Consider the following 15,356-nt stretch of genomic DNA (forward strand, 5'->3'; position numbering starts at 1 on the left):
CCGCGCGCCCGGCACTGATCTGTACCGCCGACGCTAGGCGGGGCCCGGCCGGGCGACTTGTCTGAACGCGCACGGGTTGTTGTGTGGCCGCGCACGATCCGGCCGGAGCGCTTCACAGCGGGCCGGGCATCACTGCTGCCGATGAAAACCGCATACCTTCCAGAAGGTATGTTTCCATGATGGAGGAGTCCGCCCTCCCGGGGCGGACCGGGTACCGGCTGACGCGGCCTCAAGTCCTCGCGGGGGAGCCATGGATGCAATGCCTACCGAGAACGGGCACACCGAGTACGGAACGGCACCGCGCCGGGCGCCGGAGCCGCCCGTGCAGCCGGTGGTGGAGAACGTGAGCGAGGTCAGCCTCGGCAGGGTCCGGATCACCGTCGTCGAGGGCACCGCCCCGGAATACGGCGACGACGTCCGGGTCTCCCAGCACCGCACCCGCGGGGGCGAGGCCTACCTGCGGGTGAGCTGTCCGCTGTCCGACCCGCTCGCCGTCCCCGAGCTGCTGCGCCAGCTCGCCGACCAGGGCGCACTGCCCTCCGACCGCACCGCCGAACTACTGGCCCGCGGCATCACCGGGCTGGTCGCCCAGGCGTGCGCCGACTACATGGACCGCGACCAGGACTCGCCCCGCCCGGCCCGCAGCTCCGGCCTCGCCCGCCGCGCCATGCTGCAGCGGATCAAGCACTTCGCCCGCAGCCGGCTCGCCGACCCCGAGCTGAAGCCGGAGATGCTCGCGCAGCACCACCACATCTCGCTGCGCTACCTGCAGAAGCTCTTCCAGGAGCACGGCCAGAGCCCGGCCAGCTGGATCCGCGACGAGCGGCTGCACCGCTGCTGCGCCGAGCTGCGCGACCCGCGGCTGGCGCACCTCACCATCGCGATGATCGGCGAGCGCTCCGGCCTGTACGGCGCCTCGCACTTCAGCCGGCTGTTCCGCGACCGCTACGGCATCTCGCCGCGCGAGTACCGCCGCGACCACGCACGCCTGACCGACGCCGCCTGACCCGGCGCCGCCCGCCGGGAGGCCCGACCCGACGCCGTCCGCCGGGCCGCCCGGCCGGTGTCGCCGCACCGCCCGCACCGCCGTCCCGCACCGCCCGAACCACGCCGCCCGCCGGGCCGTCCGGCACCGACCGGACGGCCCGGGACGACCGGCGCCCGCCGGTCCCGAGCGAAAGGCCCTCCTCCTTGTCCAGCCTGTCCAGCTTCGAATACCCGGGCGAGTTCTACGAGGTGATCCGCAAGGATTTCCGCGACCTCGCCGCCGAGACCGAGTTCCTCGCCTCGTACCTGCCGCCCGGCGGGTCGGTGCTCGACATCGGCAGCGCCACCGGCGCCAACCTGCGGGCCCTGGCCGCCCTGGGCCACCCCGGGACGGGCCTCGACCAGAGCGCCGCCTTCACCGGGTACGCCGCCTCGAAGGCCCCGGAGCCCGGCTCCGCCGCCGTCGAGTACGTGCACACCCGGGCCGAGGAGTACCGCACCGACCGGCGCTTCGACCTGGTGTACAGCCTGTTCAGCACCCTCAACCAGCTGGACCGCGGCGAACTGCGGCAGCTGCTGGAGTCCGTCCGCGGCTGGCTCGCCCCCGGCGGCCACGTCGTGGTGGACATCGGCCACCTGCTGAACTTCGTGGACGGCTACCAGCCGAACATCATCGCCCACCACCAGGGCGACGGCCTGCTCGTCACCCGGCTCGCCCGGCAGTCCGTGCACGCCCACCGCGCGGTCTGGCGCAACGAGGAGACGATCATCGCCCGGGACGGCGACGGCACCGTCTCGATGTACGCCAACTTCTTCGACCAGACCGTCTTCACCGCCCCCGAGGTCCGCGACCTGCTGGTGGACGCCGGCTTCGAGGTGGTCGCCGAGTACGGCGGCTTCCGCAAGGAGCCCGGCCCGCGGATCGGCCGCGGCCCGCTGCTGTTCGTCGCCCGTGCCACCGCGACCGGCGAGGAGGCCGCCGCATGACCGCGCCCGCCGACACCCGCACCCTGCCGGACGCCGTCCTCGACGGCGGCCCGGCCCCCGACCTCCCGGTCTGCAACCTCGGCGAGGCCCTGCAGCGCGCCGCCGCCCGGCCCGACGCCGGCCGGATCCACCTCGTCCGCGCGGACGGCTCCGACACCGTGCTCGGCTACCCCGAGCTGCTGGACGGCGCCCGGCGGATCCTCACCGGTCTGCGCGCGGGCGGCGCCCGCCCCGGCGACCGGGTGCTGCTGCAGATCCGCGAGGAGTCCGACCTGCTGGCCGCGTTCTGGGCCACCGTCCTCGGCGGCCTGGTGCCGATCCCGGTGCCGCCGGGCCGCACCGACGCCCCCGAGGCCGCCGCCCAGCAGCTGGAGTGGATCTGGGCCGGCTACGACAACCCCTGGGTGGTCGTCGGCGACGACGGCGCCCCGGCCGGCCGGGCGATGACCGAGGCCGGCCGCTGGCTCGGCCGCACCGGCGAGCTGCGCGGCCACGCCCCGGCCGAGGAGCTGCACCCGGCCCGCGCCGACGACCTGGCCGTCCTGCTGCTGACCTCCGGCAGCACCGGCGTGCCGAAGGCCGTCGCGCTGACCCACCGCAACGTGCTGGCCCGCTCCACGGCCACCGCGCAGGTCCGCCGGCTGGACGTGACCAGCCGCTCGTTCAACTGGATGCCACTCGACCACATCGGCGGCCTGGTCATGTTCCACGCCCGCGACGTGCTGCTCGGCTGCACCCAGGTGCACGCCCGCACCGAGTGGATCCTGGACGACCCGACCCGCTGGTTCGAGCAGATCTCCCGGCACGGCTGCGACACCACCTGGGCGCCCAACTTCGCCTTCGGCCTGGTCAACGACCGCGCCGAGGAGATCGCCGGCCGGGACTGGGACCTGCGCAGCCTGCGCTACATCATGAACGGCGGCGAGTCGGTCAAGGCCCGGGTGATCCGGCGCTTCCTCGACCTGCTGGCCCCGTTCGGCCTGCCGCGCACCTCGATGCACCCCGGCTGGGGCATGTCGGAGACCTCGGCCGGCATCGTCGACTTCGTCTTCGACCCGGACACCACGGGCGACGAGCGGTTCGTCCCGGTCGGCCGGCCGCACCCGGGCGTCCGGCTGCGCGTCGTGGACGAGCACGACGCCCTGCTGCCGGCCGGCACCGTCGGCCGCCTCCAGGTGACCGGCGACCCGGTGTTCTCCGGCTACTACGAGAACCCGGAGCAGAACGCCAGGTCGTTCACCGGGGACGGCTGGTTCCGCTCCGGCGACCTGGCCGTGATCGAGGACGGCATCCTCACCGTCACCGGCCGGGTGGACGACCTGATCACCCTCAACGGCGCCGAGTACCACGGTCACGAGATCGAGGCGCTGGTCGAGGAACTCCCCTTCGTGGAGCCCTCCTTCACCATCGTCTCGCCGTGCACCGCGGCCGGCGGCGAGGAGGAGCTGGTGGTCTTCTACCACCCGCGCGGCGGCACCGGCACCGACGAGGCCGACCGCCGGATCCGCGACCTGGTCACCGAGCGGTACGGGGTGCGCCTGGGCGGGGTCGTCACCCTCGCCCGCGAGGACGTGCCGAAGACCGGCATCGGCAAGCTCCGCCGCGCCGAGCTGCGCAAGCGCCACGAGGCCGGCACCGCCGGCGGACCGGGCACCGGGGCCTGACACCCCGCCGCGGCACGCACCGAGCGGCCCTTGGTCCGGACAACCCGGCAGACCGAGGGCCGCTCGTGTGTTTATGGAGAGGGAATGGACGATAGACGGGGGTCCGGAAGAAGGGTTTGCCTTCGAACCATGAACTGCGGTACGTGAGTTCACGGGCAACGTGGTTGAACGGAAGGAAGCCGATGGCACAACAGGAGCGGGCCCGGAGGACGTACGAGGCGGTACTGGACGCCGCAGCGAGGGAGTTCGCCGCCCACGGCTACGCCAACACCAACCTCGGCCATGTGGCGCAGAGCACCGGCGTCACCAAGGGAGCCCTGTACGGCCACTTCGCCTCCAAGGAGGAACTGGCCGCAGCGCTCGTCCAACACCTTGACGACGCATGGAAGTTGATCGAGGACGGGGTCGGCGACAGCCCGGACTCACCGGTGGCGACCCTGAAGAACGTGACCTGCGCGCTGGTCGCCCGGCTGCACCGCGACATCCGGGTCAACGCGGCCCTGCGGCTGCTGCTCGAGGAGGCCCAGTCCTCCAAGCGGACGCCGGCCTTCGTGTCGGACGTGGAACGCACGCTGCTGCGCCTGGTCGTCCAGGCGCAGCAGCAGGGCGAGATGGACTCCGACTACCCGCCGGAGCCGGTGGCGCAGTTGATGACCACCGTGATCTTCGGCGCGCACTATCTGGGGTCGGTGCGCGAGGAGTTGGATCTGATCACCCGGGTCAGGTCGTCCTGGGACGTGCTGCTGCCCGCCCTGGGCGCCCGCTGGGTGAGCTGAAGGCGCCCCCGCTGGGCGGGCAGCCTGACCCCCGCCCGGCGGGGCACGGCGGCCCGCCCCAGGGCCTGTCCGGCCGCCTCGGCGACCGGGCGCTCGGCCCGGCCGGACGGCCGGTCCGCCACGCCGGCCACCTCGCGGTGGGCGAGATCGGCCAGCGCGACGATGCGCTCCGCCACCGGGCGCAGCCGCAGGCCGCTCTCGGTCAGTGCGATCCGCCGGCCGCGCCGGTCGAACAGCACGGCGCCGAGCGAGGCCTCGAGGTGCTGGATCTGCGCGGTCACGCTGGACTGCGCGTAGTTCAGCTTCTTGGCGGCCCGGGTGAAGCTCATCTCGCTCGACACCTCGAGGAACGAACGCAGATGCTGAAGTTCCATCAGGACTCCTTCGGAGCGGGCCGGCGGGCACGGCGGTGCACGGACGCACCCGGCGGTCCGTCAGGACGTGGGGCCGCCGGGCAGGGCGGCCGGGCGGAACACGAGGTCCGCCTGGGCGATCGGACGGCCCGCCTGGGCCGCCGTGGCGCGTACGGTCCGGGTGCCGGGCTCGCCGCCCGTGGCCCGGGCGTCGAGCAGGATCGGTGTGCCGAACTCGCCGTACGCGTGGAACTCGACCCGCAGGCCGGTGAGCACCTCGGCGGAGGCGCCCCGGGCCGGGCCGTCGGCGAGCAGCCCGCTCTGGCGCAGGGCCTCGAGCAGCAGCACCGCCTGGACGTGGTCGGATCCGTGGTCGAAGAAGGTGGGGTGGCCCTGGTCCACCCGCAGCCGCCAGCGGGCGTCGTCGCCCGGCTGCGCGGCGAGCAGCACCACGTCGTCGGGGCGCCGCCGTCCCACCTGGGCCGGGGTGGCGGCGACCGCGCCGCCGTCCTCGGCCGGGAAGCCGGGCTCGGCCGGGCGGGCGGCCCGCAGCCGCCGGTAGAGCGCCGGGTCGAGGATCTCGCCGCCGATGGTCACCCGGGCGCAGGGGCGCCCGGCGCCGGCGTGGACGACGGTGTGCGTCCGGAAGGGCATCCGGCGGCCGGCCCGGCGCTCGGCGGGCATGTCGACCACCAGGTCGAGGGTGACCTCCTGCGGCGCCCCGACGGAGCCGCGCGCGGCCTGGTCGTCCGTCAGCTCGAAGTCGAAGCTCTTGGCGACGAAGGGCAGTTCGAGCGGCACGCCGTAGTACTCGTGGAACGTGAACATGGTGGCCTGGCGGACCGTCTCGATGATGACCATGCTGTCCGCGGTGCCGCCCGGTCCGGGCTGGAAGACCGCGTGGTCGCGGGGCCACTGGGCGGCCAGCAGGTAGCTGTCCGCAGTGGCTCTGGCCGAATCGGTGAGGAACACCTCGGAGACCGCGGCCTTGTGGACCAGTTTGCGCGACACCGTTCGATGGAAGTCGAGATCTGCGGCGCTCCGCTGCCGCGGCAGCAGTCCGGCCGTCGGATGGGTCAGCTGATCTGGTGCAAAGGTGTCCATCGCGAGCCTTCCCCCACGGGGCTGTGAACGACAGGGCACTGGCCAGGGTCCGACGCTGGGACCGAAAGAAAATATACCTCCGGGAAGGTATGTTGCCAAGCTTTGACCCTCCCCCAAGTCCCTTTCGCCACAAGGGAAAAGCGGGGGCATCGGCTCCGCGCAGAACTGCGCGGAGCCGATCCCCCCGCCGGAATCGGGGTGCGCGGGGCGGTCAGCTCCCCGGCAGGATCAGGTCCAGCAGCTCCTCGACCCGCGCGACCACGTCGGCGCGGTCGTTCAGGATCCACGACACGTGCTGGACGCCGAAGAACGAGGCGACGATCGTCCGCGCCAGCGACGCCGCGGAGGCGTCCGCCGGGAGCTCGCCCGCCTCCTTGGCCCGCTCCAGCAGCAGGGTGTAGACGGCGATGTAGTCGATGAAGGGCAGCGGCAGTTCGGCGTCGGTGACCATGCGCTCGGTCTGCAGCCGGACGGCCGCCTGCGCCACCGCGTCGTCGCGGAGCCTGCGCGCCGTCTCCATGGTCAGCCGGCGGACGGTCTCCAGCGGCTTGAGGTCCGGGTCGGCCAGGGCCGAGGTGGTCTTCGGCGCGGCCGCGTAGAAGCTGCCGACCAGTTCGGCCGCGAGCGCCTCCTTGTTGGGGAAGTGGAAGTACACGGCGCCCTTGGTGGCACCGGCCTCCTCGGCGATCTCCTGCATGGTGACGACTTTGAAGCCCTTGCGGGCGAAGAGTGCGGCGGCGGCCTCCAGGACCGTCGCCCGGGTGCGCAGCGCCCGCGCCTGTTTCAGGGCCGGAGCGCTCCGACCTGCTGCCGTTCCCCGGCTCCTGCTGGTGCCGCTGACCGGATTCCCGCTGGCCGCCATGGCTCAACCTCCAGGGGTGCCGGCACGGTCGTGCCGGAGTTTCGCGCGAATCATAACGTCACGAAGGTATGTTCCAAATATTCTGCGGTACGACGGCAGCCGGCCACGTACCCGTGCTCCGGAACGCCCGCATCCGCACCCCGTGGCTGCGGCCGCCTTCCGCGACCGGTTCCGGTCGGCCACGCTGTCCTCGTCGACGACGACGTCCCCGCCCGCTGCGCCGCTAACCGAACGGGCAACGGGTGCCCCGGCCCTGCCGGCGGCCGGCGTCGTCCCGGCACGTGACGCCAGTCCACGACAGGGGGAGACAACGTTGAGCATTCTGGACGATCCCTGCACCACGGCCCGGACCACCGGGCTGCCCGGGTCACTCACGTCGGCCGCGGACGCGCTCCGCCCGACCGCCTTCGGCCGGGCCGCCGAGACCGACCGGCTGCGCGGCCTCGACGCCGCGCTGGCCGAGCGGCTGGCCGGCTCCGGCTTCGCCCGCCACTTCGTCCCGCGCCGCTGGGGAGGCGCGGAGGGCAGCTTCACCGAACTCGTCGCGGCGACCGCCTCGTTGGCGGAGGGCTGTACCTCGACCGCCTGGTGCGCCGCCCTGCAGGCGGCCCACGGGCGGCTGGCCGCCTTCCTGCCCGAGGCCGGCCAGCAGGAGATCTGGGGGGCCTCCCCGGACGTCCCGATCGCGGCCGCGCTCGTGCCGCCGACCGGCCGGCTGGAGCGGACGGCCGACGGCGGGGTGCTGGTCACCGGCCGCTGGCGGTGCGTCAGCGGGGTCCGGAACGCGGCGTGGGTGCTGCTCGCGCTGCCCGACCCGGCGGCCCTGCCGGGCGACTTCCTGATCGTGGCCGTCCCCCGGGAGGCGGTGACGGTCCACGACACCTGGCACAGCAACGGGCTGCGGGGCACCGGCAGCCACGACGTCAGCGTGGCCGAACCCCTGGCCGTGCCGGCGCACCGCTGTCTGGCCTTCATGGACCTCGTCCGGGCCTCCGCGGCCCCGGACCGGGCCCGCTGCCACGGCGTGCCGCCGCGGCTGGTGGCGGGGCTCGCCTTCGCCGCGCCCGCCGTGGGGGCGGCGCGCGGCGCACTGAAGGCCTGGGCGGCGCCGCTGGCGGACACCCACGGTCCGGGCGGTCCGGCCGTCAGCCCGGCCCGCTGCGAGGTGATGGCGCGGGCCTCGGCCGAGATCGACATCGCGGCCTCGCTGCTGGCGGACGCCGCGACGCGGGCGGACGCCGGGGCCGTCGGCGACCGCGCGGTGGGCCGCAACCTGCGGGACACCGCGCTGGCGGTGGAACTCACCGTCTCCGCGGTGGAGCGGCTCTTCCGGGCCGGCGGGGTGGCCGCCCAGTGGGAGGACTCGGCGCTCCAGCGGGCCTGGCGGGACGTCCACACGCTGGCCGCCCACGGCGCGCTCAGCTGGGAGGCGGCGGCCGCCGAGTACACCCGGACGGGCCTGGCCGCGTACGCCGGCTGAGGCAGGGGTGCGGCCCGGGCGCCGGGGCGCGACCGGCACCGGGGAGTCCGGCTCAGGCCGACATCTCCTTGGGCAGCAGCAGGTCGCGGGCGATCTGCGGCAGCATCTCGTCGAAGAGCTGCTGCCCGCGCAGCTCGCCGTCCAGGGTGTACGGGATGTCGTCGACCGGGATCACCAGCGCGGGCAGCGCCGGGACGAGCCGGGCGCAGGCGGCCCGGGCGGCGCGCTGGGTGGACTCCTCGCGCTCGGCGTCGGCCGGCACGAAGGCCACCAGCAGCACGTCGCCGTGGTCCGGGAGTTCGCCGATCAGGACGGCGGTCTGGCGGGCCGCGGGCAGCTCGGTGAGCGCCCGTTCGAGGGAGAGCAGCCGGGTGCCGAGGTCGGCCTCGTCCAGCTGGTCGTCGGAGGTGTGCGGCGGAACCGGCGTGGTCATGCGGGGATCTCCGTAGCTGACTGCTTGTCCAGGTGGATGTAGAGGTTGACCAGCGGCATGATCTCGGTGAGCAGCTCGCCGGTGCGGATGGTGCCGGTGGGGCTGTACGGGATGGCGTCGACCGCGATCACGTGCGCGGAGATCCACGGCACCCGGCGGGCGCAGACCGCGCTGACCGCCCGGTAGGCGGACGCCTCCAGGTCCCGGGCGACCGGGACGAAGGGCACCGCGAGCACGGGGCCGTGGTCCGGCACGGTGACCCGCAGCACGGCCAGGTCGCGGACGGCCGGCTGGTCGAGCAGCTCGGTCTCCAGCCCGAAGAAGGCGGAGTCGTGGTCGCCGTCGGCCCGGGCCCGCACCGCGCCGCTGGTCCGGCCGGTGAGTTCCAGCCGGCCCTCGTAGTCGATGACGCCGTCGTCGCCGGTGAGCAGGAAGGGCCGCGGGCCCTGGCCGTCGCTCAGGTCGACCAGCACGGAGGGCGCGGGGGCGTCCCCGTAGGCGTCCATGAGCTGGTAGCTCGCGACGGCGACCCGGCCGCGCGCGCCGGGCGGCAGCGGTCGGTGCTCGGCGTCCAGCACGGCGATGCCGATGCCCGGCATCGCGCGGCCGGAGCGGCAGGGCGACAGCGCCAGCTCGTCCGGGCCGAGCAGGGTGACCAGCCCGGTCTCGGTGGAGCCGTAGTAGTGGTGCAGGACGGGGCCGAAGCGGTCCCAGGCCTCGTTGACGATCCAGCGGTTGAGGTGCTGGCCGCCGGTGAGCAGGAAGCGCAGCCGGGAGGTCTGCCGCAGCTCGGCGGAGGCCGGGTGGGCGAGCAGCCGGGAGAGCACCGGCGGCACCATCAGGGTGGCGGTGACGCCCTCGTCGGTGATCAGCCGGCACATCTCGGCGAGGTCGTGGTACGGGCCCAGCACCACGGTGCCGCCCAGCGCGAAGAACACCCGCGCCCAGCCCGGGCTCGACGCGTGGTACATCGGGACGGTCACCAGGTAGGTGTCGTCCTCGTCGAAGGCGAACTCGTCGACCAGTTCGGCGAGCCGGCGGGCCTCGAAGGAGCGGCGGCGGACCACCAGCCGCGGGTTCCCGGCGACGTCGTAGCTCACCGCGAAGTGCTCGTAGGGTTGGGAGATCTGCGCGGTCACGGCGGTCTGCGCGGCGGCCAGCGTCGAGTAGTGCACCGGCTCGCCGGCCTGCGGGTCCGGGACGACCGGCTCGGGCGCGGCCAGCTCCTCGCCCACGCCGTGCAGGTGGACCTGCAGCACGCCCTCGCGGTCGGCCCAGCCGGCGGCGATGAGCAGCGGGCGGTGCAGCTTGCTGCTGACCACGACGGTCGGGCGGAGCTGCGCCAGGGCGTCCGCGGTCGCCTCCGGGGTGGCCTCGAAGTCGAGGCCGGTGACGGACACGCCCAGCGTCTCGAAGGCGGCCATGGTGACGACCAGCTCCCAGCCGTTGCAGCAGAGGAAGGCGGCGCGGGCCGGCCGTCCCCCGGGCAGCACCGCGGCCAGGCCGCCGGCCACCTTGGCTATCTCGTCGGCCAGTTCGCTCCAGGTGATCCGGCGTCCGCCGTCCACCAGTGCGACGTGGTCCGGGCGTTCAGCGGCGTGCCGCAGGGCGTCTTGCAGCTTGATCATCTCGAACTCCGTTCCAGTGGGCTGGAGTTGGCCCTTCTGGTTCATCCATCGGTTGGGGCGCCGGAACACCTGCCCGGCGGTCTCGCTGGGGAAGGTCGGGCTCTTCTTCGCTGCACGCGGTCGCCGCCGAATGCGCGGGCACGCGTCGGGACACCCACCCGATAGAAACAAACCTTCCCGAAGGTATCAATAGCCATCGGCAGGACCGATGTGCGGCCCGCCGGCACCCCCGGCCGACCCCCGTCCCACCCCGCCACCACCGCCCCCACCTGCGGACACGACCGACGTGCGCGGATCCACGACGCCCGGTGCGCGGACCGGCAACACCCCCGTCCGGCCGGTCGGTAGCTTCGGCCGGGCACCGTCCCACCGCGCCCCGCCAGCCGTCCCACCGTGGAAGGAACAGCCCCATGAAGCGCCGTTTCGTCGCCCTCGCCGCCGCCCTCGCCCTCTCCGCAGGCGGCGCCACCCTCGTCGCCGGACAGGCCTCCGCCGACGACGGCACCGCGGCCGCGACGGCCTCCGCCGCCCGCACCAGCCTGCCCCCGTTCGCCGGCAAGACCTACCTGATCACGGTCGACAACGGGAACGTCTACAAGAACACCTACTCCGCGGACGGCACCTCGCTGCACTCCGAGACCGTCGCCGGCACCGGCGTCGGCGAGACCTTCGACGCCGCCCTGGCCACCGCCCAGGTCGGCTGGGGCCTCTACTTCACCAACTGGGTCGAGCCCAACGGCGTCACCGTCAGCCACGTCATGAACTTCAACAACAACACCGTGAAGGTGTACTTCACCTTCGCCACGGCCACCGGCACCCGCCTCGGCCAGCTGCACAGCGCCACCATGAGCTGCGTGGCCTGACCCCCTTCCGGCCCGCACCCGGCGCGCCGCGCCCGACCCCCTTCCGGCGCCGCGCCCCGGCCGTGCCCGGGTACCGCCCCTCCCTGCGGTACCCGGGCACGCCGCCCGGCAGTGGTTGACTGGAGCCCATGAGCATTCACGAGAACCTGCTCGGCGGTCCGCCGCCGACCCACCTCCCGGCCGAGCCCGGCCCGCTGGAGGCGCTGGCTCAGGGCGCCTCGCCCGCCGAGGTCGCGGCGAAGTTCCCGACGTCCTCGCTCGCCTGGGCGCAGCTGGCCGACGACGCCTACGCCGCCGGCCGCGTCGTCGAGTCCTACGCCTACGCCCGCACCGGCTACCACCGCGGCCTCGACGCGCTGCGCCGCAGCGGCTGGAAGGGCCACGGCCCGGTGCCGTGGGAGCACGAGCCGAACCGCGGCTTCCTGCGCGCCCTGCACGCCCTGGGCCGGGCGGCCGCCGCCATCGAGGAGAAGGACGAGGCCGAGCGCTGCGCCCAGTTCCTGCGCGACAGCTCGCCGACCGCCGCCGACATGCTGGGCTGACCGCCCGCCGCGACACTCCGCGGGCGGCCGCCACGGCCGCCCGCGGACTTCCCGCGCACCCCCGGGCCCCGTCGCACGGCCCGCCCGCCGATCCGGCAGACTCTGCGCCGGCACCGGGACGGCCGGACGCGGCAGTGAGGGCGGGATCGGCATGGCGGAGCACCTGCGCGGGGCACGGCCCCTCGTCCTGGCCGGCGCGGCGGCCCTCGCCGTGCTGGGCACCGGCCTGTGGGCGGGGCGCTCGGGCGGCCCCTTGCTGCTGGCCCGGATCTGCGACCACCCGGTGGTGCTGGGCACCGCCGCGATCGTGCTGTTCACCGCCGCGCTGGTGCGGCGGACGCGCTCCCCGCTCGTCCGGGCCGAGACCGCCCTGGTGGGCGCGGCGCTGGCCGCCGTCCTGCCGGCCGCGCAGTTCCTCGGGTTCTTCTGGAACGGCGAGGTGACCCTCCGGCAGGCCGCGCCCGGGCGCCCCGACCGCGTGCTGGTGGTCGAGGAGGCGCCGGACTGGGTCGACACGCTGAGCCGGGTCTACGTCGACGACGCCACCGGGCTCGTCGAACGGCGCTGGCACCTCGGGGAGTTCACCAGTGACGATCCGTCGGCCGGGCTGACCTCCGTCGCGTGGGACGGCCCGGACCGGCTGCGCGTCACCGTCGGCGGCGAGGTCCACCTGGTCGACCTCGCCCCCGGCACCGGCCGGCCCGCCCGCTCCTTCCACCTGCGCTGACGCCGCCGCGGCGGGGCGAGCCGCGCCCGCAACCGACCCGGGGCGCGGCGCGTCTCCAGTCGTGGCGTCAGCCCGGACGCGACCCGCACCGGGCGGCCGATGCATACCGAGTATGTGGACATGCGGGCCGGTTGCGTGCGAGGGTGGATCGACGGTATCGATCCTGCAACACCATGACGGTCCGTCACGCCCCGTCGCCGACCAGAAAGCACCTCGTGCGAGCAGCCTCCGCCACCAGGAACGCACCCGCGCCCAGCCGACGCCGCGCCCGACAGCAGCGGCGGCGCCGGGCACGGCGGCGCACCGTCTTCGGCGTCGGCCTGCTCTGCTCACTGACCGTGCTGGGCGGCACCGCCTTCATGGTGCTCGGCGGCGCCAAGGACACCGGGGCCGGCGGCCCCACCGCCCAGGCCCGGCCGATCCCGCCGCTGGCCAGCAGCGCCGCTCCGGCCGTCAAGAAGACCGAGTCACCGGCCCCGGCCCCGAAGCCCACGCCCAGCCCCACCCCGAGCCCGACCGCCGTCACCGAGAAGGGCAAGGGCACCTTCACCGTCGCCACCTCCAAGGGCGATGCGGTCGGCAAGGGCCTGATCCGGCGCTACCGGGTCGAGGTGGAGGACGGCATAGGCATCGACCCGCAGGCCGCCGCCCAGCAGGTCCAGACGATCCTCGGCGACAGGCGCAGCTGGACGACCGACGGCAAGAACGGCTTCAAGCTGGTCTCCGACGGCGTCTACGACTTCACCGTGAAGGTCGCCTCGCCCGACACCGTCGACCGGATCTGCGGCTCGGCCGGCCTGGACACCAAGGGCGAGGTCAACTGCGACGTCGGCAAGCAGGTGGTCGTCAACTCCAAGCGCTGGCTGACCGGTTCGCCGCAGTTCAGCGGCTCCCTGGACGACTACCGGGCGCTCATCGTCAACCACGAGGTCGGGCACCGGATCGGCCACGGCCACGAGGGCTGCCCGGGCAAGGGCAAGCCCGCCCCCGCCATGATGCAGCAGATCTACGGCCTCAACGGCTGCGTCGCCAACGCCTGGCCCTACACCGCGGACGGCACCTACATCAGCGGGCCGGCCGTTCCGTAGCACCCGGCGTCCCGCGCCGCCCGGCCGCTCGGTGCTCCCGGCCGCTCGGTACTGCCCGGCCGGCGCCCCCGGACCGGTGCCGCGGACGCCGTACCGGCAGTGGCGGGCCGTCAGCAGCGGATCGCCGCGACGCCCTCCCCGGTGCCGGCCACCAGCAGCTCGGCGGTGAGCGCCAGCGCCCAGACCTGCGAGCCCAGCCGCAGGTCGACCGGGCCGTCCGCGCCCGGCCGGCGGAGCCGTACGAGACCGTCCGCCCACGCCGCGGCCGTCGCCGGCCCGGCCGGGGTGTCGACCGCCGCCACGGCGGTGACCTGGCTGCCGCGGCGGTCGACCGGTTCGGCCTCCGGACCGTCCGCGGCCGCGTCCCAGCGCCGCACCGCCCCGTCGAAGCCTCCGCTGAGCAGCAGTCCGGCGGTGCCGGCGAGCGCGGTCACCGGGCCCTCGTGCAGCTTCTCGGCGTCCGTACCGCCGTTCGGCCGGCAGCGGTGGACCGAGCCGGTGTCGTCGGCCACCGCCGGCAGCCCCTGCGGGCCGGTGGTGGCGAGGGCGCTCAACTCGCCGCGGACGGCGGCCTGCAGGGCGTGCAGCGCCTGCTCGGCGGCGGCCCCGCCCGCCGGCTGCCCGGCCGGCTCCGGCAGCACGGCCGCGGTCCCCTCCGCGTCCAGCAGCAGCACGGTGCCGTCCGGGGCCGCCGCCAGCCCGCGCAGCGGCCGGGCGTCCGGCAGGGCGACCCGGGCCAGCGGCCGCCCGGACGAGGTGTCCACGGTGCGCACCACGCCGCCCGGATCCGCCAGCAGCAGCTGCCCGGCGTAGCCGCCGGTGCCCACCGCCAGACCTGCCACCGGGCCGGGCCAGCCCTTCGAGGAGCCCGGCCACATCGCCCACTCCGCCCGCCAGGGCGTGGGCACCTCGGCGAGCCGGTCGGCCGCGGTGTCGTCCATGCCGATCAGACGGGTGCGCAGCACCGCGGCACGGACGGCCGGGTCGTCCTCGCCGACCAGGGCCGGGCCGGCCGCCGTCCAGGCGTCCGGGACGGGACCGTTGACGAAGTCCATGGCCGCGGTGACCGCCACCGGCCGCGCACGGGTGAGGAGTTGGGCGTCGGCGAGCAGTCCGGAGGCGGAGCCGTCCTTGGCGGCGGCCGTCCACAGGTCGCCGAGCAGCGCCTCGTCGGCGGCACCGAGGTCGGGCCGGCCGTCGGGATGGCGCGGCACCCGGGCGATCAGCTCGGCCGCGGTCTCCGCCGGCCGCCCGGCGCTGCCGTCGGCCGCCCCGGGGCCGGGGTAGGCGGCCGGGTCGCCGCCGACCGAGGCCGCCCAGGCGGCGAACCGGGCCGGGTCGGTCCACTCCGGCCGGTCGAGGTCCAGGACGGCGGCCTCCGCGACGGCCGTGCCGAAGGCCGCGGCCGCCGCGCCGCCGTCGGGCGCCTCCACGACCAGCCGCACCAGCTCGGACTCGGCGAGCGGCCGCAGCAGCCCAGCCACCAGGTGCGAGGGGTGCACCGCACGGCCCAGGTCCGGGACGCAGACCACCACCGGCCGGCCCTCGTCGGCCAGGGCGGTGATCAGCTCCCCCGGGCTGTGCACCAGGTGGCCGAGGCGGCGGCCGAGCAGCCAGAGCGCACTGTCGACGGTGAGCCGCTCGCCGTCGAGCACCGCGTGCACCCGCTGCGGCTCGGGCAGCCGCTCCCCGGTGCAGGCCTCGCCGAACCAGGTCAGCAGGTGGGTCTTGCCCGCCCCGGGCGAGCCGGCGACCCGGCACAGCCGCGGCGCGCGGGGGTCGGCCAGCCAGCCCAGCAGCGCCCGTCCGGCCGGCTTGCGGCCCGCCCTCAGCGGCGGTATCCGACGCGCACCGTCACTCAT

15 protein-coding genes are annotated in these 15,356 nt (G+C 75.0%); 9 read left to right on the plus strand and 6 right to left on the minus strand.

Going from position 1 to position 15,356, the window contains the following annotated elements:
- Positions 1-250: 250 nt before the first annotated feature.
- The 4 genes from ABD353_RS04580 to ABD353_RS04595 all read left to right on the plus strand — a co-directional run bounded on the left by ABD353_RS04580 (position 251) and on the right by ABD353_RS04595 (position 4,414).
- On the plus strand, positions 251-1,006 hold the full coding sequence (locus tag ABD353_RS04580; protein ID WP_344622150.1) for a helix-turn-helix domain-containing protein: 756 nt from the start codon (positions 251-253) through the stop codon (positions 1,004-1,006).
- A 185-nt stretch (positions 1,007-1,191) separates the two neighbouring features.
- Complete coding sequence (locus tag ABD353_RS04585; RefSeq protein WP_344622151.1) at positions 1,192-1,974, plus strand: class I SAM-dependent methyltransferase; 783 nt, start codon at positions 1,192-1,194, stop codon at positions 1,972-1,974.
- Positions 1,971-3,638: an AMP-binding protein gene (locus tag ABD353_RS04590; RefSeq protein ID WP_344622152.1), complete on the plus strand. Its 1,668-nt coding sequence runs from the start codon at positions 1,971-1,973 to the stop codon at positions 3,636-3,638. The genes ABD353_RS04585 and ABD353_RS04590 overlap by 4 nt, the downstream gene beginning before the upstream one ends.
- Before the next feature lie 182 nt (positions 3,639-3,820).
- Complete coding sequence (locus ABD353_RS04595; RefSeq protein WP_344622153.1) at positions 3,821-4,414, plus strand: TetR family transcriptional regulator; 594 nt, start codon at positions 3,821-3,823, stop codon at positions 4,412-4,414.
- On the opposite strand, the gene ABD353_RS04600 is transcribed toward ABD353_RS04595, so the two are convergent.
- The 3 genes from ABD353_RS04600 to ABD353_RS04610 form a co-directional block, all read right to left on the minus strand.
- Complete coding sequence (locus ABD353_RS04600) at positions 4,315-4,788, minus strand: LysR family transcriptional regulator (RefSeq protein WP_344622154.1); 474 nt, start codon at positions 4,786-4,788, stop codon at positions 4,315-4,317. The two genes, ABD353_RS04595 and ABD353_RS04600, sit on opposite strands and share 100 nt — an antisense overlap.
- 60 nt (positions 4,789-4,848) lie before the next feature.
- Positions 4,849-5,871, minus strand: coding sequence for a ScbA/BarX family gamma-butyrolactone biosynthesis protein (locus ABD353_RS04605; protein ID WP_344622155.1), 1,023 nt, complete (start codon positions 5,869-5,871; stop codon positions 4,849-4,851).
- A 211-nt stretch (positions 5,872-6,082) separates the two neighbouring features.
- Entirely contained in the window at positions 6,083-6,733 is a 651-nt protein-coding gene (locus tag ABD353_RS04610; RefSeq protein WP_344622156.1) for a ScbR family autoregulator-binding transcription factor, read from the minus strand.
- Positions 6,734-7,046: 313 nt separating this feature from the next.
- Between ABD353_RS04610 and ABD353_RS04615 the strand changes: the two genes are divergently transcribed.
- Positions 7,047-8,213, plus strand: coding sequence for an acyl-CoA dehydrogenase family protein (locus ABD353_RS04615; protein WP_344622157.1), 1,167 nt, complete (start codon positions 7,047-7,049; stop codon positions 8,211-8,213).
- A 52-nt stretch (positions 8,214-8,265) separates the two neighbouring features.
- On the opposite strand, the gene ABD353_RS04620 is transcribed toward ABD353_RS04615, so the two are convergent.
- Both ABD353_RS04620 and ABD353_RS04625 read right to left on the minus strand, forming a co-directional pair.
- Positions 8,266-8,646: a hypothetical protein gene (locus tag ABD353_RS04620; RefSeq protein WP_344622158.1), complete on the minus strand. Its 381-nt coding sequence runs from the start codon at positions 8,644-8,646 to the stop codon at positions 8,266-8,268.
- Positions 8,643-10,274 carry a class I adenylate-forming enzyme family protein gene (locus tag ABD353_RS04625; RefSeq protein WP_344622159.1) on the minus strand — a complete coding sequence of 544 codons (1,632 nt, stop codon included), beginning with the start codon at positions 10,272-10,274 and terminating at the stop codon, positions 8,643-8,645. Before ABD353_RS04625 ends, ABD353_RS04620 begins: the two co-directional genes overlap by 4 nt.
- Before the next feature lie 410 nt (positions 10,275-10,684).
- Between ABD353_RS04625 and ABD353_RS04630 the strand changes: the two genes are divergently transcribed.
- The 4 genes from ABD353_RS04630 to ABD353_RS04645 all read left to right on the plus strand — a co-directional run bounded on the left by ABD353_RS04630 (position 10,685) and on the right by ABD353_RS04645 (position 13,494).
- On the plus strand, positions 10,685-11,137 hold the full coding sequence (locus ABD353_RS04630; protein WP_344622160.1) for a MoaF-related domain-containing protein: 453 nt from the start codon (positions 10,685-10,687) through the stop codon (positions 11,135-11,137).
- 128 nt (positions 11,138-11,265) lie between these two features.
- Positions 11,266-11,679 (plus strand): DUF3151 domain-containing protein, encoded by a 414-nt coding sequence (locus ABD353_RS04635; protein ID WP_263104466.1) that lies wholly within the window; start codon positions 11,266-11,268, stop codon positions 11,677-11,679.
- 151 nt (positions 11,680-11,830) lie between these two features.
- Positions 11,831-12,406 (plus strand): hypothetical protein, encoded by a 576-nt coding sequence (locus ABD353_RS04640; protein WP_344622161.1) that lies wholly within the window; start codon positions 11,831-11,833, stop codon positions 12,404-12,406.
- A gap of 215 nt (positions 12,407-12,621) precedes the next feature.
- Entirely contained in the window at positions 12,622-13,494 is an 873-nt protein-coding gene (locus tag ABD353_RS04645; RefSeq protein ID WP_344622162.1) for a DUF3152 domain-containing protein, read from the plus strand.
- 110 nt (positions 13,495-13,604) lie between these two features.
- Here the strand turns inward: ABD353_RS04645 and ABD353_RS04650 are convergent, their stop codons facing one another.
- Positions 13,605-15,356, minus strand: a complete 1,752-nt coding sequence (locus tag ABD353_RS04650) for a WD40 repeat domain-containing protein (protein ID WP_344622163.1) — start codon at positions 15,354-15,356, stop codon at positions 13,605-13,607.

This window comes from Kitasatospora arboriphila (assembly GCF_039528095.1).
Classification (GTDB): domain Bacteria; phylum Actinomycetota; class Actinomycetes; order Streptomycetales; family Streptomycetaceae; genus Kitasatospora; species Kitasatospora arboriphila.

Bases quoted from the DNA above. Each gene is read 5' to 3' on its own strand.
- ABD353_RS04580 (WP_344622150.1), top strand. From the start codon at position 251: ATGGATGCAATGCCTACCGAGAACGGGCACACCGAGTACGGAACGGCA.
- ABD353_RS04590 (WP_344622152.1), top strand. From the start codon at position 1,971: ATGACCGCGCCCGCCGACACCCGCACCCTGCCGGACGCCGTCCTCGAC.
- ABD353_RS04595 (WP_344622153.1), top strand. From the start codon at position 3,821: ATGGCACAACAGGAGCGGGCCCGGAGGACGTACGAGGCGGTACTGGAC.
- ABD353_RS04600 (WP_344622154.1), bottom strand. From the start codon at position 4,788: ATGGAACTTCAGCATCTGCGTTCGTTCCTCGAGGTGTCGAGCGAGATG.
- ABD353_RS04605 (WP_344622155.1), bottom strand. From the start codon at position 5,871: ATGGACACCTTTGCACCAGATCAGCTGACCCATCCGACGGCCGGACTG.
- ABD353_RS04610 (WP_344622156.1), bottom strand. From the start codon at position 6,733: ATGGCGGCCAGCGGGAATCCGGTCAGCGGCACCAGCAGGAGCCGGGGA.
- ABD353_RS04620 (WP_344622158.1), bottom strand. From the start codon at position 8,646: ATGACCACGCCGGTTCCGCCGCACACCTCCGACGACCAGCTGGACGAG.
- ABD353_RS04625 (WP_344622159.1), bottom strand. From the start codon at position 10,274: ATGATCAAGCTGCAAGACGCCCTGCGGCACGCCGCTGAACGCCCGGAC.
- ABD353_RS04630 (WP_344622160.1), top strand. From the start codon at position 10,685: ATGAAGCGCCGTTTCGTCGCCCTCGCCGCCGCCCTCGCCCTCTCCGCA.
- ABD353_RS04635 (WP_263104466.1), top strand. From the start codon at position 11,266: ATGAGCATTCACGAGAACCTGCTCGGCGGTCCGCCGCCGACCCACCTC.
- ABD353_RS04640 (WP_344622161.1), top strand. From the start codon at position 11,831: ATGGCGGAGCACCTGCGCGGGGCACGGCCCCTCGTCCTGGCCGGCGCG.
- ABD353_RS04650 (WP_344622163.1), bottom strand. From the start codon at position 15,356: ATGAGTGACGGTGCGCGTCGGATACCGCCGCTGAGGGCGGGCCGCAAG.